This is a genomic window from Neisseria sicca, from assembly GCF_017753665.1.
In the GTDB taxonomy this organism is placed as follows: domain Bacteria; phylum Pseudomonadota; class Gammaproteobacteria; order Burkholderiales; family Neisseriaceae; genus Neisseria; species Neisseria flava.
Map to the genome: position 1 here is coordinate 110221 of NZ_CP072524.1, position 22838 is coordinate 133058.

The 22838-nt window shown below is 51.1% G+C and carries 18 protein-coding genes and 2 pseudogenes; 12 read left to right on the forward strand and 8 right to left on the reverse strand.

Features of this window, described 5'->3' with window-relative positions:
- Window positions 1–68: 68 nt before the first annotated feature.
- Window positions 69–749, forward strand: a complete 681-nt coding sequence (locus J7445_RS00545; protein ID WP_070654488.1) for a YiaD family glycine zipper/OmpA-like lipoprotein — start codon at window positions 69–71, stop codon at window positions 747–749.
- Between the two features lie 852 nt (window positions 750–1601).
- Here the strand turns inward: J7445_RS00545 and J7445_RS00550 are convergent.
- Window positions 1602–2471, reverse strand: a complete 870-nt coding sequence (locus J7445_RS00550) for a lipid A biosynthesis lauroyl acyltransferase (RefSeq protein WP_070540267.1) — start codon at window positions 2469–2471, stop codon at window positions 1602–1604.
- A gap of 129 nt (window positions 2472–2600) precedes the next feature.
- Window positions 2601–3149 (reverse strand): crossover junction endodeoxyribonuclease RuvC, encoded by a 549-nt coding sequence (ruvC, locus tag J7445_RS00555; RefSeq protein WP_070440089.1) that lies wholly within the window; start codon window positions 3147–3149, stop codon window positions 2601–2603.
- Window positions 3150–3341: 192 nt separating this feature from the next.
- On the opposite strand from ruvC, the gene J7445_RS00560 reads away from it, so the two are divergent.
- Window positions 3342–3677, forward strand: coding sequence for a porin (locus J7445_RS00560; protein ID WP_070654494.1), 336 nt, complete (start codon window positions 3342–3344; stop codon window positions 3675–3677).
- A gap of 75 nt (window positions 3678–3752) precedes the next feature.
- Here J7445_RS00560 and rfaQ read toward each other — a convergent pair whose 3' ends face one another.
- A complete protein-coding gene (gene rfaQ, locus J7445_RS00565) occupies window positions 3753–4838 on the reverse strand; it encodes a putative lipopolysaccharide heptosyltransferase III (RefSeq protein ID WP_070654487.1) in 1086 nt (361 codons plus the stop codon).
- 210 nt (window positions 4839–5048) lie between these two features.
- Between rfaQ and J7445_RS00570 the strand changes: the two genes are divergently transcribed.
- The 3 genes from J7445_RS00570 (at window position 5049) to J7445_RS00580 (ending at window position 9331) form a co-directional block, all read left to right on the forward strand.
- Complete coding sequence (locus tag J7445_RS00570; protein ID WP_070654486.1) at window positions 5049–5921, forward strand: prephenate dehydrogenase; 873 nt, start codon at window positions 5049–5051, stop codon at window positions 5919–5921.
- Window positions 5922–6138: 217 nt separating this feature from the next.
- Entirely contained in the window at window positions 6139–8052 is a 1914-nt protein-coding gene (gene dxs / locus J7445_RS00575) for a 1-deoxy-D-xylulose-5-phosphate synthase (RefSeq protein WP_070654485.1), read from the forward strand.
- A 424-nt stretch (window positions 8053–8476) separates the two neighbouring features.
- Entirely contained in the window at window positions 8477–9331 is an 855-nt protein-coding gene (locus J7445_RS00580; protein WP_070654484.1) for a carbon-nitrogen hydrolase family protein, read from the forward strand.
- A gap of 142 nt (window positions 9332–9473) precedes the next feature.
- On the opposite strand, the gene J7445_RS00585 is transcribed toward J7445_RS00580, so the two are convergent.
- Together J7445_RS00585 and J7445_RS00590 are read right to left on the reverse strand one after the other, a co-directional pair.
- Window positions 9474–9914, reverse strand: coding sequence for a TIGR01244 family sulfur transferase (locus J7445_RS00585; RefSeq protein ID WP_070654483.1), 441 nt, complete (start codon window positions 9912–9914; stop codon window positions 9474–9476).
- A gap of 65 nt (window positions 9915–9979) precedes the next feature.
- The gene (locus tag J7445_RS00590) at window positions 9980–11743 is read right to left on the reverse strand and encodes a M61 family metallopeptidase (RefSeq protein WP_070654482.1); all 1764 of its coding nucleotides are present in this window, start codon (window positions 11741–11743) and stop codon (window positions 9980–9982) included.
- Between the two features lie 329 nt (window positions 11744–12072).
- Here J7445_RS00590 and ccoN point away from each other — a divergent pair, with 329 nt between their 5' ends.
- From ccoN to J7445_RS00615, 5 genes are all read left to right on the forward strand, one after another.
- Window positions 12073–13506, forward strand: coding sequence for a cytochrome-c oxidase, cbb3-type subunit I (gene ccoN, locus J7445_RS00595; RefSeq protein ID WP_019270011.1), 1434 nt, complete (start codon window positions 12073–12075; stop codon window positions 13504–13506).
- Between the two features lie 23 nt (window positions 13507–13529).
- Window positions 13530–14141 carry a cytochrome-c oxidase, cbb3-type subunit II gene (ccoO, locus tag J7445_RS00600; RefSeq protein WP_003741675.1) on the forward strand — a complete coding sequence of 204 codons (612 nt, stop codon included), beginning with the start codon at window positions 13530–13532 and terminating at the stop codon, window positions 14139–14141.
- 4 nt (window positions 14142–14145) lie between these two features.
- Window positions 14146–14313, forward strand: coding sequence for a cbb3-type cytochrome oxidase subunit 3 (locus tag J7445_RS00605; RefSeq protein WP_019270010.1), 168 nt, complete (start codon window positions 14146–14148; stop codon window positions 14311–14313).
- Window positions 14314–14343: 30 nt separating this feature from the next.
- Window positions 14344–15702, forward strand: a complete 1359-nt coding sequence (ccoP, locus tag J7445_RS00610) for a cytochrome-c oxidase, cbb3-type subunit III (protein WP_019270009.1) — start codon at window positions 14344–14346, stop codon at window positions 15700–15702.
- A 122-nt stretch (window positions 15703–15824) separates the two neighbouring features.
- Window positions 15825–16832, forward strand: coding sequence for an IS5 family transposase (locus tag J7445_RS00615; RefSeq protein WP_209283087.1), 1008 nt, complete (start codon window positions 15825–15827; stop codon window positions 16830–16832).
- Between the two features lie 266 nt (window positions 16833–17098).
- On the opposite strand, the gene J7445_RS00620 is transcribed toward J7445_RS00615, so the two are convergent.
- Window positions 17099–18199: an anhydro-N-acetylmuramic acid kinase gene (locus J7445_RS00620; RefSeq protein WP_019270008.1), complete on the reverse strand. Its 1101-nt coding sequence runs from the start codon at window positions 18197–18199 to the stop codon at window positions 17099–17101.
- Window positions 18200–18371: 172 nt separating this feature from the next.
- On the opposite strand from J7445_RS00620, the gene J7445_RS00625 reads away from it, so the two are divergent.
- Together J7445_RS00625 and J7445_RS00630 are read left to right on the forward strand one after the other, a co-directional pair.
- A complete protein-coding gene (locus tag J7445_RS00625) occupies window positions 18372–19946 on the forward strand; it encodes an inorganic phosphate transporter (RefSeq protein WP_070654496.1) in 1575 nt (524 codons plus the stop codon).
- A 110-nt stretch (window positions 19947–20056) separates the two neighbouring features.
- A pseudogene (locus J7445_RS00630) lies at window positions 20057–20722 on the forward strand (IS30 family transposase); the annotation flags it as partial.
- Window positions 20723–21043: 321 nt separating this feature from the next.
- Here the strand turns inward: J7445_RS00630 and J7445_RS00635 are convergent.
- Window positions 21044–21973 (reverse strand): annotated as a pseudogene (locus tag J7445_RS00635) (IS5 family transposase); the annotation flags it as partial.
- Between the two features lie 254 nt (window positions 21974–22227).
- Window positions 22228–22797: a hypothetical protein gene (locus J7445_RS00640; RefSeq protein ID WP_070654515.1), complete on the reverse strand. Its 570-nt coding sequence runs from the start codon at window positions 22795–22797 to the stop codon at window positions 22228–22230.
- Between the last annotated feature and the right edge of the window lie 41 nt (window positions 22798–22838).

Genomic DNA, 22838 nt, shown 5'->3' on the forward strand with positions numbered 1-22838 from the left:
GAAATACATCAAGCCGCTTTTCAGACGACCTTCTGTGTCTGAGCGGTATTTTTTGAAAGGAAATCTCAATGAAATTCTTGAAACCTTTGACCGTTGCCGCATTGGCCATTCCTTTGGCTCTGACCGGCTGCGTAACCGATCCTGTAAGCGGACAACGCAACACCAGCAAAACCGCCATGTACGGCTTGGGCGGTGCGGCAGTGTGCGGCATCGTCGGCGCACTGACCCACGGCGGTAAAGGCGCGCGCAATTCCGCGTTGGCGTGTGGCGCGATTGGTGCGGGCGTAGGCGGCTACATGGACTATCAAGAGAAAAAACTGCGCGAAAACCTGAAAAACACCAACATCGAAGTGGAACGCCAAGGCAACCAAATCAAACTGGTGATGCCTGAAAACGTTACCTTCGCTACCGGCAGCGCGGCATTGAGCGATCACGCGCGAAACGCTCTGGCGACCGCCTCCGAAACGCTGGTGCAATATCCCGACACGACTTTGACGATTAACGGCCATACCGACAACACCGGCAACGATGCCATCAACGAGCCGCTGTCCCGCAACCGCGCGCTTGCCGTTGCCGACTACCTGCAATCGCGCGGCGTGAACGGCTCGCGCCTGATCACAGCCGGCTACGGCTCACGCCATCCTATCGCGTCTAACGCCACTGCCGAAGGCCGCGCCCAAAACCGCCGCGTCGAGATTTTGATCAATCCCGACCAAAACGCCATCAAAGCGGCGCAACAGCAAATGTAAGCTATCCGTCTCAGGATAAAGTTTAAAGGTCGTCTGAAATCAAATCAGGTTTCAGACGACCTTTTCATATGGAAGTAATGCGGGCCGGATGTCCGAATACTTCAGGGCAATTTGAGCTAGGGGGCAATGAATGCTGGAAACGCAGGAAACAAAAAAAGGAGGCAATCCCCCACAGGATTGCCCCAATACCTCAAATCAGAGATTTACGCTTCACAAACAATACAGGCTTTCGCCTGCGGCTTTACCTGCACGGCTCAACTCCGTGCGGGTAAACTTTTGTTCCGAGGGAGTGAAGCTCGGAACATCCGCTGCAAATCAAAGGATTTGCTGCTGGAAACCGGAGTATCAAATCTGTCAGTGCGTCTGTAATTCGATGTAGCGAAATTTACTCGAAAAATTTGGGTTTGCCAAGTGTTTAACATTATTTTTATATGCTAAATTTATATTTATAATATTTCAAAAAATATAAATTATTTGAAATATAAAATCTTATATTTATATTTTTATTCTAAATAAGCATTTTTTTTACATAAATTCAGCATTATATTTTTATTAGTTTATTTGTTATAATTGATTCTTCTGAAATGTTATTTTATAACAGTTTGATTTTAAATGAAATTAAATTTAACATATTAACTAAAATTTCGTATTGCTTTTATGTTTTTTGAGTTTGGTTTGATTTTTTCGTGGTATTTGGGATTTGATGGGGCTGAATATCTAAGTTATCCAAAGAGTTAATGTGAGATATTCTCAATTTGAAATTTGTTACTATTGTTGCTAATTTTCGATTTAATAGAAATAATAAAAGCCCGTATATGACGGGCTTTGTTTTTTGATGTAACTGTATGTAATTCAATAAAATCCCTGTTCGCCTTCGGGACGGGTTTTGAAGCGTTTGTGCAGCCAGAAATATTGTTCGGGATTTTCCCTTGCCCGTGCTTCGATAAAGTCGTTCATGCGCTGGGTGTCGGCTACAACGTCGTCTGAAGGGAAGTTTTCCCATGCAGGATAGAAACGCAGCGTAACGGTGTTGTCGGCATTGCGCGTCGGAATGGCGGGGATGACTTTGGCTTTCGTCATGCCGGCGATGCGGCTTAAGCCTGTAATCGTGGCGGTGGGAATACCGAAGAAGTTGACGAAGATGGAGTCGTTGCGGCCGAAATCCTGATCGGGCAGGTAAAGGAAAGGGGCGTCGCTTTTTCGCAGTTGCTTGATAATCGCGCGCAGGCCTTCGGTGCGACCGATGAGGAAGACGTTGTTGTAGCGGTGGCGGCCTTTGAGAATTTGTTCGTCCAGCGCTTTATTTTTTTGGTGCGAATACATGCTGGTCAGCGGCACGTCCTGATTAAGGGTGTAAACCGCCATTTCAAACGCGGTAAAGTGCGGATAAAGCAGGATGACTTTTTCGCCCGCCGCGAGCGCGTTATCGAGATGGTGTTTGTCTTGATAATGCACGAGTTTGCGCAGCCTGTCGGCAGGCGCGTACCAATACAGGCCATATTCGAGCATCAGCTTCGCCATGTGCTGAAAATGGCGTTTGAGCACGGCTTTGCGTTTGTCTTCGCTCCATTCGGGAAAGCATTTTCTGAGGTTGGTTTCGCCGACTCTGCGGCGCGGTTTGACGGCGTAATAGGCGAGGATGCCCACTGCGTCGGCGATTTTGTGTATAACTTTGAAGGGCAGAAGCTGGATGAGGTAGAGGAGGAAAAAGGCGGCTTTCATGTCGTCTGTCGCGGGATGGTGCGGGAAAAAGGGAATTATAACGGAAAGGTCTGTTGTTCAGTCAGAGAGTAGGAGTCTGAGTAAACTTGTTTTGGCGAAACCCGCTACGCTCGTTTTCAGACGATCTTTTCACCATTGGAAGCGTCCCCGTTTGACTTTCATTCCGTTGGGGTTCAACTGTGCGGCAAGTCCGTGGTTGCGCAGGGCATGGGTCAGGGCGACGGCGAGGCCGTCGGCGGCATCGGATTGGGGCGTGCCGGAAAGGGAGAGCATTTGCACGACCATGTGTTGTACTTGTTCTTTCGCTGCCTTGCCTTTGCCGACGACGGCCTGTTTGACTTGCAAGGCAGTGTATTCGGATACGGGCAAGCCATGCATGACCAATGCTGCTAATGCCGCGCCGCGCGCCTGTCCGAGCATGAGTGTGGAGGCAGGATTGACGTTGACGAATACCTGCTCCACGGCGGCCTGTTGCGGCTGGTAAGTTCGGACGATTTCATCGATATGGCGTACGATGACGGCGATGCGTTCCGACAGCGGCGCGTCCGGAGGAGTTTTGATGCAGCCGGATGCGATGTAGAAATGCTCGCGGCCGCGGACGTCGATGACGCCGAAGCCGGTTACGCGGCTGCCGGGGTCTATGCCTAGGATGCGGGTGGTTTGTGAAGCGGAAGTCATGATTATGCTGTTGAGGCGGGGAAACTGGGATTATAGTGAAATCAATATGAAACGGATATGGGTTGCAAGGTGTCTTTTCAGACGACGTTTTCACGATTTATGGTTTGTTTACGCAAGAGGGGCATATACTGGTTGGCCAAATTGGTTATCGCTATTCGGGTGTGTAAGAAATATTTGAAAGGAACGGAAAAGATGAAACCCTTGTATATTTTGGTTGCTGCATTGACGGCTTTGCCTGTGTTGGCGACGGCAGAAGTCCGCCTCTATGGAGAAATCAAAAGCGGCGTCGAAGCATCGCGCATCAAATCGGGAGGCAGTTCGGTATCACATAGCGGTGTATATGATTCGGGCAGTTATATCGGTTTGCGCGGCTCGCTACCCATCGGTAGTGGGAATAATGTGTTGTTTCAGGCAGAACAGGATACGCCGGTAGGTTCGCGCAGAATGTCGCGCACGGTTTGGCATAGTCCTTCCCCCCATGCGGGCAATATGGGAGACGATGCGGCAGGGCAGTTTGGGAAATATTGAATTTTTGTCGTTTGTGTAATGAAAAGGTCGTCTGAAAACGGATTTGGGGGTTTCAGACGACCTTTACCTTTTTGTTTAAGCTTCCTTGTTTAAACCTAGCTTTTCAGCGATTTTGTTCCACACGGCTTCCAGCGGAATGGCTTTGAGCAGGCGTGTGTTGTCGGATGTGTTGATGCTGTCGGGGTGGGGTAGGTCGCCGAAATCGCCTGCCCAAATAACCTCGGCATTGTCGGAATAGGGATGCCATCTGTCCAGCCATGAGGGGCCGAACAGGGCGATTTGCGGCTTGTCCAGCGCGGCGGCGATGTGCATGGGCGCGGAATCTACGCCGATGAAGAGTTTGCAGCCGTCGATGGCGGCAGCCAGTTCGCGCAGGTTGAGGTCGCCCGACAGTATCCATAGTTTTCCGCCTTCGGGAATTTTGACGCGTTCTACAACCGCATCAACCATTTGTTGTTCGGTTGCTGAGGGAGCGGCGGTTAAAACGACGTTTTGACCGTGGTTGAGCAGTAATTGGACGATGGCGGCGTTTTTGCCGTCTTCCCAGCATTTGAATTCCCAACGTGCGCCCGGGTGAAATAAGACATAATCCTCCCCATTCCAGCCTTGTTCTTGCAGTTTGCTTTGCAAATTTGAGCGGGAATCATCGCCGATTACCATCATCACTTTTACCGGAGGTGTTTCCTCTGGTCGGATAAGCGGCGGCAAAACGTTCATATGGTATTCGGTAATGTGGCAGCCGCGTCCGGCTTCGGGGTTGAGGAAGTCGTGGCACCAACGCCAGAAAAAGTGGTCGCGTTTGATATGGCTGATGCCGACGCTGCATTGTGCGCAGAATTTGGCGAGTATTGCCGAGCGCCATTGGTCGGACAGGTTGAACGCCCAGTCGTACCCGCGTTTTTTCAGGCGCGAGAACAGCTTTTTCTCTTCGGACAGCTGGGTTTTCAAGCCCTGCTTTTTCCAGGAGCGGTCTATGGTGAAGATTTCGGCAATTTCGGGATTATCGCTGATGATGTCGGCGGTTTCCCAGTAAACCAGCATATCGATTTCGCAATCGGGAAAGCGGGTCTTGAGGGCGTGGACAACGGGCGTCGCCAACAGCACGTCGCCGTGGTGGCGCAGCTTGATGACTAAAATACGTTTCGGTTGGGCCAAGGACATAGTTTGCTTTCGGCGGATGGATTTCGGTCTGCCTATTGTAAAACGAAACGGCACAATGGCGAACTGCCTTTTTATGGTCTGACGGATGGTGCGCGAGGCAGTATCATTGCCGATATGCGTTTGCCTTTCGGATACGATAGAATGCGGACAATTAATTCCTAAAATAGCGGGCGTGCCGTTTTCAGACGACCTTTGTCCCGCGTACCTGCCATGAATACACTCAAACACATCGTCCTTATCGGTGTCGGGCTGATTGGCGGCTCGTTCGTGTTGGACTTGAAACGGCTCGGATTGGTCGATACGGTAACCGGCATCGATTTGGATCGTGACAACCTTGACCGTGCGCTTGAACGGCGCGTCATCGATCGCGCCTACACGCAAATCGACGTTTTGAGTATGCACGAAGCGGATTTGGCCGTTATCGCTACGCCTGTTTCCACATTTCCCGACATCTGCCGCGCCGTCCGACCTTATTTGAACGCGCATACCGTGGTTACCGATGTGGGCAGTACCAAACAATCTGCCGTTCAGGCTTTCCGCAGCGTCCTGCCCGAACATTTGTCCCGTTGCATCGCTGCCCATCCGATTGCAGGCTCTGACAGGAGCGGCGCGCTTTCCGCACAGTTCGGATTGTTTCAGGATAGGAAGCTGGTGATCACGCCGCATGGGGAAGAAGATGAACAGGCCGCCGGCCTGGTTGAAAATTTGTGGCGGGCAGTCGGAGCGCAGACTTTCCGTATGAGCGCAGAAGAACACGATGCCGTTTTTGCCGCCGTTTCCCATATGCCGCATCTTGCCGCCTTTGCCTACGTCCACCAGATCGCCGATCATCCCGATGGTCGGCGCTACCTCGAATTTGCCGCCACGGGCTTCCGTGATTTTACGCGCATCGCATCCAGTCATCCCGCCGTATGGACGGACATCTGCCTTGCCAACAAAAACAGCCTGTTGGATTTGATAGGCGGTCTGCGTACCCAGTTGTCCGAACTCGAACGCATCCTGTCCGAAGAAGACCGCGCCGCCCTTTACCGCTATTTTGCCGCTGCCAAACAAACCCGCGATGAATGGCTGGAGCGGCAGTAGAATGATTTTAGGTTTGAAAGAGGCAGTTTCAGACGACCTTTATATAAATAGACAGTTAAATCAGGTCGTCTGAAAACAAAGCTTCGTCAAAACCCTTTATCAATAGACAGTTAAATCAGGTCGTCTGAAAACAAAGCTTCGTCAAAACCCTTTATCCGAACAGGACAACTCTTGCTATAATTGCCCGATAGACACAATAAGCCCGCAAAGACACACCATGAGCCACACTCCGTTATTAGACACCATCCATCTGCCGCAGGATTTGCGCAGGCTGGATAAAAGCCTGCTGCCGCAGGTTGCCGCCGAGCTGCGGGAGTTCCTGTTGGATTCCGTCGGACAAACCGGCGGTCATTTCGCCAGCAACTTAGGCGCGGTCGAACTGACGGTGGCTCTGCACTACGTTTATCACACGCCTGAAGACAAGCTGGTTTGGGACGTCGGCCATCAAAGCTATCCGCACAAAATCCTCACTGGACGCAAAAACCAAATGCACACCATGCGCCGCTACGGCGGCTTGGCGGGTTTCCCCAAGCGCAGCGAATCCGAATACGACGCTTTCGGCGTAGGACATTCATCCACCTCCATCGGCGCGGCTTTGGGCATGGCGGCGGCAGACAAACTCTTGGGCAGCGACCGCCGCAGCGTCGCCATTATCGGCGACGGCGCGATGACAGCGGGTCAGGCGTTTGAAGCCTTGAACTGCGCGGGCGACATGGACGTGAACCTGCTGGTCATCCTCAACGACAACGAAATGTCGATTTCCCCCAACGTCGGCGCGCTGCCGAAATACCTTGCCAGCAACGTCGTGCGCGATATGCGCGGCGTATTGAGCACCATCAAGGCGCAATCGAGCAAGGTTTTGGACAAGCTGCCCGGCGCGATGGAGCTTGCCCAAAAAGTCGAGCACAAAATCAAAACGCTGGCGGGCGAAGCCGAACACGCCAAGCAGTCGCTGTCTTTGTTTGAAAACTTCGGTTTCCGCTACACCGGCCCCGTCGACGGACATAACGTCGAGCATCTGGTTGACGTGTTGAAAGATTTGCGCGGCCGCAAAGGTCCGCAACTGCTGCACGTCATCACCAAAAAGGGCAACGGCTACAAACTCGCCGAAAACGACCCCGTCAAATACCACGCCGTTGCCAACCTGCCCAAAGACGTTTCAGACGACCTCAAAACCGCAACGTCGTCTGAAAAAGAAAACAAGCCCGCCGCCAAACCGACCTATACGCAAGTATTCGGCCAATGGCTGTGCGACCAGGCGGCGGCAGATTCCCGATTGGCGGCGATTACCCCCGCCATGCGCGAGGGCAGCGGACTGGTCGAATTCGAACAACAATTTCCCGACCGCTATTTCGATGTCGGCATCGCCGAGCAGCACGCCGTTACCTTTGCCGGCGGTTTGGCCTGCGAAGGCATGAAGCCCGTTGTCGCCATTTATTCCACCTTCCTCCAGCGCGCCTACGACCAACTGGTGCACGACATCGCCCTGCAAAACCTGCCCGTTTTGTTTGCCGTTGACCGCGCGGGCATCGTCGGCGCGGACGGCCCGACCCATGCCGGTTTGTACGATTTGAGCTTCTTGCGCTGCGTGCCGAACATGATTGTTGCCGCGCCGAGCGATGAAAACGAATGCCGCCTGCTGCTTTCGACCTGCTATCAGGCAGACGCCCCCGCCGCCGTCCGCTATCCGCGCGGTACGGGAACAGGCGCGCCCGTTTCAGACGGCCTCGAAACCGTAGCCATCGGCAAAGGCGTCATCCGCTGCCAAGGCGAGAAAACCGCATTCATTGCCTTCGGCAGCATGGTCGCCCCCGCATTGGCGGTTGCCGAAAAACTGAACGCCACCGTCGCCGATATGCGCTTCGTCAAACCGATAGACGAGGCACTCATCGTCCGCCTCGCCCAAAGCCACGACTACATTGTTACCGCCGAAGAAAACGCCGAACAAGGCGGCGCAGGCAGCGCGGTGTTGGAAGTGTTGGCGAAACACGGCATCTGCAAACCCGTTTTTCTTTTGGGCGTTGCTGACACCGTAACCGAACACGGCGATCCGAAAAAACTTTTGGACGATTTGGGCTTGAGTGCTGACGCAATGGAAAAACGCATACGCGGCTGGCTGCCGAAAGTTTGAACCGAAGCCGTTGTGAAAACGTGCCGCCATTGAGCATTATTCAATTATTCAAAAAGGTCGTCTGAAAACTGATTTTCAGACGACCTTTGCCATGTTTTCGATACGGTTTATTTATATAGTGGATTAACTTTAAACCAGTACGACGTTGCCTCGCCTTGCCGTACTATCTGTACTGTCTGCGGCTTCGTCGCCTTGTCCTGATTTTTGTTAATCCACTATATCGGCGCATTGCGAGTGGACGGAAATGACGGCTGATGATGTGTGCCGTATCAAAAACGAAGCGAACTGCCGTATCAAATAGCAAGCCTATGCCGTTGTTTCAAATTACACAGAGAATAGTACAGGTATTTTCTTTGGACATACCGTGAATCTTCTTTCAGACGACCTGTCGGCAGGCCGTCTGAACACGCAGATAGGAACTGACATGCAAAAAAACATCCGCGCAGCCGCCGTACAAATGATTTCGTCCACCAATCCCGATGCCAACATCGACACCATGAAACGCCTCGTGCGCCAAGCAGCCGAACAAGGCGCGGATTGGGTGTTGCTGCCTGAATATTGGCCGCTGATGGGGCGCAAGGATACTGACAAACTGGCTTTTGCCGAACCTTTAGTCGGTAGTAATTTTAGCGAAACCCGCTACGCTCGTTTTGGCGAAACTCGCTGCGCTCGTTTTCAGACGACCTTGAGCGAGACGGCGGCGGAATGCGGCGTCGTGCTGTTCGGCGGCACGATTCCGCTGGAAAGCCCCGATGCGGGAAAAGTGATGAACACGATGTTGGTGTACGACCGCGACGGCACGCAAATCGGGCTGTATCACAAAATGCACCTGTTCGGTTTCTCAGGCTTGGGTGAACGCTATGCCGAGGCGGACACCATCAGCGCGGGCGGTGATGTGCCGAAATTGACCGCCGACGGCGTGCCGCTTGCCGCAGGCGTGTGCTACGACTTGCGTTTTCCCGAGTTTTTCCGCGCCCAGCAGCCGTTTGACGTTTTGCTGCTGCCCGCCGCTTTTACTTACACGACAGGCAAAGCGCATTGGGAATTGTTGCTGCGCGCCCGCGCGGTGGAAAATCAATGCTACGTCATCGCTTCGGCGCAAGGCGGCGAACACGAAAGCGGCAGGCGAACGTTCGGTCATAGCATGATTATCGATCCGTGGGGCGAAATCTTGGACGTATTGCCCGAAGGCGAGGGCATCGTCATCTCCGATTTGGACGCTGCAAGGCTGCAAAGCGTGCGCACCAGACTGCCCGCTTTGAAGCACAGGTTGTTGTGAAGACGATTAAAACGTGATTCAAGCTTGTAGAACAGGCATGAATGTGTTTGATGAAACAGTAAAAAAGGTCGTCTGAAACCAGTTTCATTTCGTTGAAACTGTTTTTCAGACGACCTTTGCGTTTGGGTAAACGGGTAGCGTGTTACGCCAGACCGTTTTGTTGCGCGTCTTGCAGGCGGGCTTCGAAATTGCTCAGGTTGACGCCTGCTTGTTGTGCGGCAGCGACGACTTTAGCGACGCGTGCACCGTTTTGCACCTGATGATAGCCCCAGAGCAGTGAGCAGCGGGTGCCGGTGCGGCAGTAGGCGAGGACGGGTTGGGGAACGCTTTTGAGCAGGTTTTGGAAAGCGGCGACATCGGCGGCGTTGATGGCGGGCGCGACGACGGGCTGATGGTGGTGTTCGCGGATGCCTGCGGCTTCAAGCCATCTTTCGACTTGTTTGAACGTAACTTGGTTTTCTTCTTCGCCGTCGGGACGGTTGCAGATGACGGTTTGGATGCCGAGTTTGGCGGCTTCTTGTACGTCTGCTTCGGTCAGCTGCGGGGCGATGTAGAGGTTGTCGGCAAGTTTTTGGATAGACATGGGTTTTCCTTTCTGTAAGTGGATTTTCAGACGACCTCGATCCGGCACTCGAGGTCGTCTGAAAATCAGGCTCGGTCATTATAAAGCCAGTTTTCAAATAATTCGCGGTCGGTGATGTAGAGAACGGCGGTATCGGCTTCGGCGGCTTGGACGGTGATGTCGGCGACGTACAGGATGCCGGTGCGGAAGTAGTGGAGGCGGGCGGTGGCGCCGATGGGGAGTTGCGCCCACTGTGCGGCAAGGTCGGTACAGGCGTAGCCGTCGATGGCGATGATTTTGTCCTGCGGGCAGAGGGCGGCGTTTTCTGCGCTGCCGCCGTTGAAGACGTGAGTCAGGATGGCGTGGTCGCTGTTTTGTTTGAACCTGGCACCGAAGTCGGACGCGGGGGCGGGCGTTTCGGTTGGCGGTTCGGGCAGGAATGCGCCGCCGTGGCTGCGCGGTTGTGCCTGCCATTGCAGTCCGATGCCTATGGTGGCGAGGAGTTCGGCAAGGGGCAGATCGGTGGTGGAGTAGAGGGTCGTCTGAAAAAAGTCTTCGAGGTCTAGGCCGGTAAACGCTTGGCAACGGGCTTGCCATTGTTTTTCGGGGATGCCTTGCCGGGTCTTCAGCCAATCGCGGTAGTGTTGCTGCATGACGCTGTCGAGGGTGTGTCGTCCGCTGCTTTTGCTGCGGATGGCGAGGTCGAGGCAGAGGGCGGCAAGTGCGCCTTTTTGGTAGTAGCTGACGATGGCGTTGGGGCTGTTTTCGTCTTGTTTGTAGAATTTGTTCCAAGCGGTGAAGCTGGATTCGGCAAGGCTTTGTTTCAGACGACCTTTAGTTTGCTGCACGCGGGTGATGCTTTGGGCGAGCAGGCGCAGGTAGGCTTCGGGGGCGATGGTGCGGCTTCGGGCGAGGAAGAGGTCATCGTAGTATGAGGTGATGCCTTCAAATGCCCAGAGCTGCTCGGTGTAGTTTTCGCGGTCGAGGTCGTAGGGGGCGAAGGCGGCGGGTTTGATGGATTTGACGTTCCAGGCGTGGAAGTATTCGTGTGAGAACAGTCCGAGTAGTTGGGTGTAGGCATCGTTGGCGTCGGTCATGCCGTGCGGCGGCAGGCTGTGGCGGTCGGCGAGCAGGGCGGTGCTGCTGATGTGTTCCAGTCCGCCGTAGATGTTGTCGCCGACGTGGAGCAGGAAGAGGTAATGGGTGAACGGGGCAGGGGAGGGGAACATGGCCAGTTCGGTTTCGCAGATTGTGCGGATGTCTGACACGAGGCGGTCGCGGTCGAAATCGGGATAGTGGCCGCTCAAGGCGATGCGGTGCGGGATGCCTCCGGCTTCAAAATCGAGAAATTCGATGTTGCCCAGTTCGACAGGGTGGTCGATTAAGTCATGGTATGAGGTCGTCTGAAAACCGTGGACGTTGGTTTGGGGCAGAGTGGTGGCAATCTGCCATGTTTTTGGCAGGATGGGGAATTCGATTTGGTGTGTGCTGTTTTCTTGTCCGTTTACCTGCAAAAAAAGGCATGCACCGTCAAAGAACCCGCGTTCGGCAGTCAAAAACGAGCCGCGGACGGACAGGTCGTAGGCGTAAACGGTGTAGTAAATTTCCCACTCGCCGGACTGCGGGGCAGTGCGCCATCGGTTTTTTTTGACTTGGGTCAGATGGGTATATTCGCCGTTGCAAAAGGCGCGGATGGTCGTAATGTTGCGCGAGAAATCGCGTATCAGATAGCTGCCGGGAACCCAGTTCGGAAGGCTGATTTCTGTTTCCAAATCATGTTCTTGTCGGAATGTTAGGCGGATGTGCCACTCGTGGGCGAGCGGGTTGGGGGTGATTTTGTAATTAATCATAACTATTGGTTCATTTGTTAAATTTTATGAATGAAAAGGGTGGATTATGCAATTCAATTTATATCAATAAAGCCTCATTCAAAAGGGAGGCTTGAAAAAATAAAGTAGTACTATTGGGAGGGTTTTTAAATAACATTATGATTATAAAGTAAAAAATATAAAAAATCGATGGTGCGGTCATATGGTGTGAAATGTAATTCCGCTTGGCTAGGCTTGTCTTATATGTTAAATTTAGAAAAATTTAAACCTAGCCCTTATTGCGTTTTTTCAAAATGCATACGGCAAAGTGAGATAAAAAATTTTTATTCCCATAATTCATGGAGACTCTCATGGACACACAAACTTATAACTACAAAGTGGTGCGCCAGTTCGCCATCATGACCGTAGTTTGGGGTATTGTGGGCATGTTGGTCGGCGTCATTGTCGCCGCCCAATTGTTTGCCCCCGCCCTCGATTTATCAGATGTCGGCCCCTGGTTCCACTTCGGCCGTCTGCGTCCGTTGCACACCAACGCGGTAATTTTTGCGTTCGGCGGTTGCGGTCTGATGGGTACATCATACTACGTTGTTCAACGTACCTGTAATGCACGCCTGTTCGGCGGTTGGCTGCCGGCATTTACCTTCTGGGGTTGGCAGGCGGTTATCGTCTCTGCAGTCGTCAGCCTGCCTTTGGGTTATACCCAAGCTAAAGAGTATGCTGAATTGGAATGGCCTATCGACATCCTGATCGCTTTGGTTTGGATCGCTTACGCCATCGTATTCTTCGGTACGATTGCCAAACGTAAAATCAAACACATCTACGTTGCCAACTGGTTCTACGGCGGCTTCATTTTGGCCGTTGCTCTGTTGCACATTGTCAATAACATCAGCATCCCTGCTGGTCTGATGAAATCTTACCCCGTTTACGCGGGTGCGATCGATGCGATGGTTCAATGGTGGTACGGCCATAACGCGGTGGGCTTTTTCCTGACCGCGGGCTTCTTGGGTATGATGTACTACTTCGTACCGAAACAAGCAGGCCGTCCGGTTTATTCTTACCGCCTGTCCGTCGTCCACTTCTGGGCTTTGATTTTTACCTATATGTGGGCAGGTTCTCACCACTTGCACTATACCGCGCTACCTGACTGGACCCAGTCCTTGGGTATGGTGTTGTCCCTGATTCTGTTCGCACCTTCTTGGGGCGGTATGATCAACGGTATCATGACCTTGTCCGGCGCATGGGACAAATTGCGTACCGACCCTATCTTGAAATTCTTGATCGTTTCTCTGTCCTTCTACGGTATGTCCACCTTTGAAGGTCCGATGATGTCCATCAAAACCGTCAACGCTTTGAGCCACTACACTGACTGGACTGTCGCACACGTTCATGCCGGCGCTTTGGGCTGGGTAGGTTTCGTGACCATTGGTTCCGTGTACTACATGATTCCGCGTCTGTTCGGTAAAAATGAAATGTACAGCACCAAATTGGTAGAAGCACACTTCTGGATTGCGACCATCGGCGTGGTTCTGTATATCGCCTCCATGTGGATTGCCGGTGTATTGCAAGGTCTGATGTGGGGTTCTCTGAACGCTGACGGTACTTTGACTTATTCGTTTGTAGAGTCAGTTAAACGCACCATGCCTTACTACATGATTCGTTTCACCGGCGGCCTGCTGTACCTGAGCGGTATGTGTATCATGGCATACAACGTTTACCGTACAGCCATCAGTGGCAAAGCGGTTGATGCCGAGATTCCCGCGGTGTCTCAAACCCAGCACCACTAAAAACATAAGAAAAGGCTACCAAAATGAAATTACAACAATTAGCTGAAGAAAAAGTCGGCGTCCTGATTGTATTTACCCTGCTTGTAGTCAGCGTAGGTCTGTTGATTGAAGCCGTGCCGCTGTTCTTCTCCAAGGCTGTAACCCAGCCTATTGAAGGTGTGAAACCTTATAACGCTTTGCAAGTGGCTGGTCGTGACATCTATATCCGCGAGGGTTGTTACAACTGTCACTCTCAAATGATTCGTCCGTTCCGTGCAGAAACCGAACGTTACGGTCACTACTCTGTTGCCGGTGAGTCTGTTTATGACCATCCATTCCAATGGGGTTCCAAACGTACCGGTCCGGATTTGGCTCGTGTGGGCGGCCGCTATTCCGACGAATGGCACCGCATCCACTTGCTGAATCCGCGCGACGTTGTGCCGGAGTCCAATATGCCTGCTTTCCCATGGCTTGCACGCAACAAAGTTGATGCCGAAGCAACCGTGGCGCATATGAAAGCCCTGCGTAAAGTTGGTACGCCTTACAGCGATGAAGAGATTGCAAAAGCTCCTGAAGCTTTGGCAGACAAATCAGAGCTGGATGCGGTGATTGCATACCTGCAAGGCTTAGGCTTGGCATTGAAAAACGTAAGGTAACATCATGGACGCAAACTGGGCTCGCTCGCTCTTTACTGTTTGGGTTTTTATCAGCTTCATCTTAGTGCTTTATATTGTTTTTAATCGACGTAATAAAAAGAACTACGATGATGCTGCCAACAGTATTTTCGACAATGATGATAAAGAGTCGTCTGAAAAAGACGGGCGATAACAGTTTAGTCCGTGATCACGGAGCAAAAGAATGAACACAACATCCCAATTTACCAGCAATTTCTGGAATATATACATTGCAGTTATTGTCGTGCTCAGCTTTATCGGCTTGGCATGGCTGCTGCTTTCCCAAAACGTTGTGAAGCGTCCTAAAAAGGGCGAAGAAGTTAAAACGACAGGTCATGAATGGGACGGTATTGAAGAATACAACAACCCGCTGCCGCGTTGGTGGTTTTGGCTGTATGTCTGTACTTGGCTGTTCGGTATCGGCTACTTGGTCATGTATCCGGGTTTGGGCGATTATAAAGGACAGTGGAAATGGAGCAGCAAGGGACAATACGAGAAAGAAATGGCTAAAGCCGATCAAGAGTACGGCAAAGTTTATGCCAAATTTGCCAAAATGCCGATTGAGAAAGTGGCGAAAGATCCTGAAGCACGCGCCATCGGTCAAAACCTCTTTAATACCTACTGTATCCAATGTCACGGTTCTGATGCCAAAGGTTCTAAAGGTTTCCCGAATTTGACCGACAGCGATTGGCTGTGGGGCGGCGAACCTGAGAAAATCCATGAGACCATTGAAAAAGGCCGTACGGCACAAATGGCTGCATGGGGTCCTGCACTGGGTGAAGAGCGCGTAAAAGATGTGGCAAACTATGTCATGTCCTTGTCCAAACCTAAAGATCAATACGATGAAGAACGCGCTGCCCGCGGTAAAGCATTGTTCAGCGGTCCTCCCGCAAACTGCTTTACTTGTCACGGCGATAAAGGTCAAGGTATTCAAGGCTTGGGTCCGAACCTAACCGACGACGTATGGTTGTGGGGCGGTACTCAAAAATCGATTATCGAAACCATCACCAACGGTCGACACAGCCAGATGCCTGCTTGGGGTCATTTCTTGGATAAAGACAAACTCCACATCATGACTGCGTATGTATGGGGTCTGTCTAACAAAGACGGCAAAGCACTGGTGAAAAAAGCTGAACCTGCTCCGGCACCTGCTTCTACCGCTGCATCATCTACTGCCGCTTCATCTGCTTCCGCTCCGGCTCAAGCTGAAAAAGCTGCTTCAGCAACTGATGCAAAAGCACCTGCTACTTCTGAAGCCAAACCTGCAGAAAAAGCAGACGCTTCATCTACCAAAGTAGACGGTAAAGCTGTTTTTGAAGCCAACTGCAAAATGTGTCACGGCGGCACCATCCCCGGTGCTCCAGGCATAGGCAAGAAAGACGATTGGGCTCCGCGTATCAAACAAGGTAAAGATACCCTGCACAAACACGCGATTGAGGGCTTCAACTCCATGCCGGCAAAAGGCGGTAACTCAAGCCTGAGCGATGACGAAGTCAAAGCTGCGGTTGACTATATGGCCAACCAATCCGGCGCCAAATTCTAAATCGTAGAAATTAAAACGCACCTTTTAATAAGGTGCGTTTTTTTATGGTTAAACTATCTGAGACCTTTGCAAAATTCCCCAAAATCCCCTAAATTCCTACCAAGACATTTAGGGGATTTCTCATGAGCACCTTCTTCCGGCAAACCGCACAAGCCATGATTGCCAAACACATCGACCGCTTCCCACTATTGAAGTTGGATCAGGTGATTGATTGGCAGCCGACCGAACAGTACCTGAATCGTCAAAGAACCCGTTACGTCCGAGACCACCGCGGCCGTCCTGCCTATCCCCTGTTGTCCATGTTCAAAGCCGTCCTGCTCGGACAATGGCACAGCCTCTCCGATCCCGAACTCGAACACAGCCTCATCATCCGCATCGATTTCAACCTGTTTTGCCGCTTTGACGAACTGAGCATCCCCGATTACAGCACCTTATGCCGCTACCGCAACTGGCTGGCGCAAGACGACACCCTGTCCGAATTGCTGGAACTGATTAACTGCCAACTGACCGAAAAAAACCTAAAAGTAGAGAAAGCATCCGCCGCCGTCATTGACGCCACCATTATTCAAACTGCCGGCAGCAAACAGCGTCAGGCTATAGAAGTCGATGAAGAAGGACAAGTCAGCGGCCAAACCACACCGAGTAAGGACAAAGATGCCCGCTGGACAAAGAAAAACGGCCTCTACAGACTCGGTTACAAACAACATACCCGTACCGATGAGGAAGGCTATATCGAGAAACTGTACATCACTCCCGCCAATACCCATGAGTGCAACCACCTGTTGCCTTTGCTGGAAGGTATAGCCAAAGATACGACCGTCTATGCCGACAAAGGCTACGACAGTAAGGAAAACCGGCAACACCTGAAAGACCATCAGTTGCTGGACGGCATTATGCGCAAAGCCCAGCGTAACCGTCCGCTGACGGAAGCGCAAACCAAACGTAACCGATATTTGTCGAAGACCCGTTATGTGGTCGAACAAAGCTTCGGTACGCTGCACCGTAAATTCCGCTACGCCTGGGCAGCCTATTTCGGGTTGATTAAAGTGAGTGCGCAAAGCCATCTGAAGGCGATGTGTTTGAACCTGTTGAAAGCGGCCAACAGGCTAAGTGTGTCTGTTGCCGCCTAAAAGGCGGCCCGGATGCCTGATTATCAGGTATCCGGGGAGGATTAAGGGGGCATTTGGGTAAAATCAGGAGTAATTAGGAGCGGAAATAGACGAAAACCTGTGTTTGGGTTTCGGCTGTCGGGGGAAGGGCTTTTTTGCAAAGGTCTCTATCTGTTTTCATAGCAGCAATTTAATTTCTGTCTTTATCTTAAATGTGTATGAAATAGAGGGAACAGCTTATGGTTTGCTATGGGTCGCAAAGTAACTAATGAAACTAGTGAGACATATTAGGGATAATGTCCTGCACCCAAAATACAGGATTTTTCTGCCCCTGTCGCATGGTGTGGACTGCTTGGAATTTTATTCATCCAACAAGAGGCAAGCCAGCCGAAGGCAGCGGCTTCGACCCATTGCGGATCAAGGTTGAGTGCTGCTGTACTATGTAATTTCGTGGTAGAGGAAAAAAGTTGGTGCAAATCTTCCATTAAAACGAGATTGCGAATACCGCCTCCACAAACATAAAGATTGCAAACATCAGGAGCGGCTGAGATGGTCGCATCATAAATCGTTTGGGCAGTAAACTTGAGTAACGTTCGCAAAATGTCTTCCGGTTTTTCGCCACCTTTCAGACGACCTTTCAACCAATCTAATGAAAATAATTCACGCCCGGTACTTTTTGGGTATGGGGAGGAAAAATATGGGTGCTCGAGCAGGCGGGTTAGTAGATCGGGTAAAACGGTTCCTGTTGCCGCAATCAAGCCGTCTTTGTCATAAGGACGTTGCCAAATGGCTTGCATCCATGCATCGGACAGCATATTGCCCGGTCCGGTATCAAAGCCGAATGCCGGAGAGGAATTTGGCAGGACGCTGATGTTGGAAATACCACCAATATTCAAAACAACGCGTGTCTCGGAGTCGCTTTGGAACAAGGCTTGATGGAATGCGGGGACAAGAGGTGCACCTTGTCCGCCTGCCGCTAAATCCCTGCTGCGGAAATTGCCGATGGTAAAGATACCGGTCAGATGTGCCAAAAGCGGTAGATCGGCAAGTTGTATGCTGTATCCTGCTTCGGGGGCATGGCGGACAGTCTGTCCGTGGCAGCCAACGGCGGCAATATCGTGGGCTTGCAGGTTGGTTTGTTTTAGCAGTAAAGAAACCGTATCTGCGTAAAGGCAGCTTAGTTTTTGAGATAGCAGCATACTGCGGTGCAGTTCATTATTGCCGATATTTTGCAAATCCAGCAATTCATGCCTAAGGTCGTCTGAATAGGGGATGAATGCGTGGGAGACAGCTTCACGCCATCGATCGCCTTCTATGCGGATTAAAACTGCGTCCGCACCATCCATACTGGTGCCGGACATAATGCCGATATAGTTTCGGATATTCATAAAATTGTGATTTTGAAGTAGGCAAAAAGAAACATTGTAACGCTGTTTCAGATTTTATTCGGATTCAGGATTGGAGGAGATAAAGAAATATTTCAAGAAAGATTGTAAAAAGGTTACAATTAGACAGAGATTCCGAATCTGCCAACTTTCGTATTTCCAAAGGAAAACTTCCATGGCTCAAACTCAACCGAGTGCGAACTTGAAGCTTATTAACGCCGCTTTTGCCGCTATGCTGGTGGGCATGGTCGGCTATTTTATTTATTGGGGTCTGGGGTATACACATTACAACAATCCTATACTTTTCATCATCGCCACGATGTTCGGCGTATTTATGGCATTTAACGTCGGTGGCAACGATATTGCCAACTCGTTCGGAACCAGTGTCGGCTCCGGCACGTTGACCATCCCGCAGGCACTCTTGATTGCCGCTGTATTTGAAGTCAGCGGAGCCGTTATAGCGGGTGGCGAGGTTACAGATACCATTCGTAAAGGTATCGTAGATTTAAACGGGTTGGATTTGCAACCCATGCAATTCGTCTTCATTATGATGTCCGCGCTTTTGGCGGCAGCATTATGGCTTTTGTTCGCTTCTCGTAAGGGACTGCCAGTGTCGACTACCCACGCCATTATCGGTGGTATTGTCGGTAGTGCGTTGTGTATGGCGGTTATGCACAAAATTGATGCGGGTACGCTTATCCAATGGGGCAAGCTTGGAGAGATTGCCCTTTCATGGGTACTGTCGCCGATGTTGGGCGGGTTGGTTTCCTACCTCGTTTTCTCCCGTATTAAGAAAAATGTATTAGATTACAACGATTGGGCGGAAGGAACCCTCAAAACCATCAAACAGGAAAAGAAAGCATACAAAGAGCAACATCGTCTTTTCTTTGAAGCTCTGAACGAAGCTGAAAAAGTCGAATATGCTACCAAAGTAGCACACGATGCGCAGCTTTACGACGAACCTGATTTCGAACCTTCCGAATTACAGTCCGACTATTATCGCGGGCTGTATGAATTGGATAATCGGAAAAACAATGTCGATTCCTATAAAGCCCTTCATTCCTGGGTTCCCTTTATCGGCTCTATAGGCGGTATGATGATTGCAGCGATGCTGATTTTCAAAGGATTGAACAATCTGCATTTGGGCATGAGTAATGTCAACAGTTTTCTGATTATCTTTATGGTCGGCGCGGTAATTTGGATGGCGACGTTTGTATTTGCTAAAAGCATTAAGCGCAAAGATCTCGATAAATCTACTTTTCAAATATTTTCTTGGATGCAGGTCTTCACTGCCTGTGGTTTTGCATTCAGCCATGGAGCGAACGATATTGCCAACGCCATCGGGCCGTTTGCCGCCATTATGGATGCATTGCGTACCAACAGTATTACCGCGCAAAACGCTGTCCCGCCTATCGCTATGCTGACCTTCGGCATCGCACTGATTGTCGGATTATGGTTTGTCGGTAAAGAGGTTATCAAAACCGTCGGAACCAGCTTGGCGGAAATGCACCCTGCTTCCGGTTTTGCTGCCGAACTTTCTGCTGCAGCCGTTGTTATGGCAGCATCCTTAATGGGTTTGCCAGTATCGAGTACCCATATTTTGGTTGGCGCGGTTTTAGGTATCGGTTTGGTTAACCGCAATGCTAACTGGAAACTGATGAAACCGATTGGTTTGGCTTGGGTGATTACATTGCCGGCAGCTGCAGTGTTGTCCGTGATCTCTTATTTGGTGTTGCAGGCGGTTTTCTAACTGTCTCAAGAGTAGAAAGCTAGGCGGATTCGCATTTGAAGTGCAACTTTCCCTAACAGGAAAAGGCCAGTATGCGGTAGCATACGGCCTTTCCTGCAAGAAAGATTGCCATGAGCTACACGCAACTAACCCAAGACGAACGATACCACATCCAATACCTGTCCCGCCACTGCACCATCGCCGAAATCGCCAAACAGCTTAACCGACACAAAAGCACCATCAGCCGCGAAATCAGACGGCACCGCACCCAAGGGCAGCAATACAGCGCCGAAAAAGCCCAGCGGCAAAGCCGGACTATCAAACAGCGTAAGCGACAACCCTATAAACTCGATTCGCAGCGGATTCAACACATCGACACCCTTATCCGCCGCAAACTCAGTCCCGAACAAGTATGCGCCTACCTGAGCAAACACCACCAAATCACGCTCCACCACAGCACCATTTACCGCTACCTTCGCCAAGACAAAAGCAACGGCGGCACGTTGTGGCAACACCTCAGAATATGCAGCAAACCCTACCGCAAACGCTACGGCAGCACATGGACCAGAGGCAAAGTGCCCAACCGCGTCGGCATAGAAAACCGACCCGCTATCGTCGACCAGAAAACCCGCATCGGCGATTGGGAAGCCGACACCATCATCGGCAAAGGACAGAAAAGCGCATTACTGACCTTGGTCGAACGCGTTACCCGCTACACCATCGTCTGCAAATTGAAGAACTTAAAAGCCGAAGACACTGCCCGGGCAGCCATTAGGGTATTAAAGGCACATAAAGAGACCTTTGCAAAAAAGCCCTTCCCCCGACAACCGAAACCCAAACACAGGTTTTCGTCTATTTCCGCCCCTAATTGCTCCTAATTTTACCCAAATGCCCCCTTAATCCATCCCCGGATGCCTGATAATCAGGCATCCGGGCCGCCTTTTAGGCGACAACAGGCACACTTAGCCTGAGACCTTTGCAAAAAAGCCCTTCCCCCGACAGCCGAAACCCAAACACAGGTTTTCGGCCATTTCCTTCCCCCCAATACCTCCTGATTTTACCCAAATGCCCCCTTAATCCTCCCCGGATACCCCATAATCAGGCATCCGGGCCGCCTTTTAGGCGGCAACAGGCACACTTAGCCTGTTAGCCGCTTTCAACAGGTTCAAACACATCGCCTTCAGATGGCTTTGCGCACTCACTTTAATCAGTCCGAAATAGGCTGCCCGGGCGTAGCGGAATTTACGGTGCCGCGTACCGAAGCTTTGTTCGACCACATAACGGGTTTTCGACAAATATCGGTTGCGTTTGGTTTGCGCTTCCGTCAGCGGACGGTTGCGGTGGGCTTTGCGCATAATGCCGTCCAGCAACTGATGGTCTTTCAGATGTTGCCGGTTTTCCTTACTGTCGTAGCCTTTGTCGGCATAGACGGTCGTACCTTCGGCTATACCTTCCAGCAAAGGCGACAGGTGGTTGCACTCATGGGTATTGGCGGGGGTGATGTGCAGTTTCTCGATATAGCCTTCCTCATCGGTACGGGTATGTTGTTTGTAACCGAGTCTGTATAAACCGTTTTTCTTTGTCCAACGAGCATCTTTATCTTTACTCGGTGTGGTTTGGCTGCTGACTTGTCCTTCCTCGTCAACTTCTATGGCCTGACGCTGTTTGCTGCCGGCGGTTTGAATAATGGTGGCGTCAATGACGGCGGCGGATGCTTTCTCTATTTTTAGGCCTTTTGCGGTCAGTTGGCGGTTAATCAGTTCCAGCAATTCGGACAGGGTGTCGTCTTGCGCCAGCCAGTTGCGGTAGCGGCATAAGGTGCTGTAATCGGGGATGCTCAGTTCGTCAAAACGGCAAAACAGGTTGAAGTTGATGCGGGTGATGAGGCTGTGTTCGAGTTCGGGATCGGAGAGGCTGTGCCATTGTCCGAGCAGGACGGCTTTGAACATGGACAACAGGGAATAGGCGGGACGGCCGCGGTGGTCTCGGACGTAACGGGTTCTTTGACGATTCAGGTACTGTTCGATCGGCTGCCAATCAATCACCTGAATCGTCAAAGAACCCGTTACGTCCGAGACCACCGATGCCGCCTTCCTGATAGACTGTTACCCAACGCGGCAGGTGGGTTTGTGAGATGCTGTAGTGGTCTGCGCTACGCTGTTGGCTGCGTATGTGCAGGTAGTGGGGTATGGCTTAGTATTTGAAGTGTAATGTATATTTGGTCATAAAAAACTGCACCTTGGTGGTTGGAGGGGATGTGTCTAACTTTGGGGGGGCAGTTTTGGGTTAGATGACATTTTCTTTATCTTGCTTGCTCCATGGAAGTCATTAATGCCTCAAAATTATGCATCAGAGTTGCCTTATCCAACCAGCCCGCCAGCGTAAACAGATTCAGCAAAATTCCTGAGATTACGACAAAGCAGCAGAAAGATAAAAAATAGCCTTTAAGTACTGCCCAAACTTTGACCTGTCCTATTCTCATCAAGCCGACAGCCTGCGTCCAAAATGCCCAGGTCTTCCAAACCATCAGAAGCGGTGCACTTTGCGGTATATAAAATACCAACAGAGTAGGAATCATCAAAGCCTCCGATGCCAAGATGAATCCCCATAAAGGCAGGCGCGGCGCGCTGTTTTTACTTAAAACATAACGCATCACACGGCTCAAAATCAGCCACCTTATGACGGTAACCAACACGGCAAAGACGACAGCAGCAGTGCTGACGCCGAGCAAGAGCGACATATCTGCCGCATTGATGATGCCCAACAGCAGCAAAATCGCCAAAATAACGGGCAGCGTATAGAAATAATCAGCAGGATTCTTATAGCGCAGGCGCAGAATATCCCACATATCGATAAGAAAAGAATAAAGCATTGAATGACGAGTAGTTCGATAAAAAATAGAAGGCTGGATTT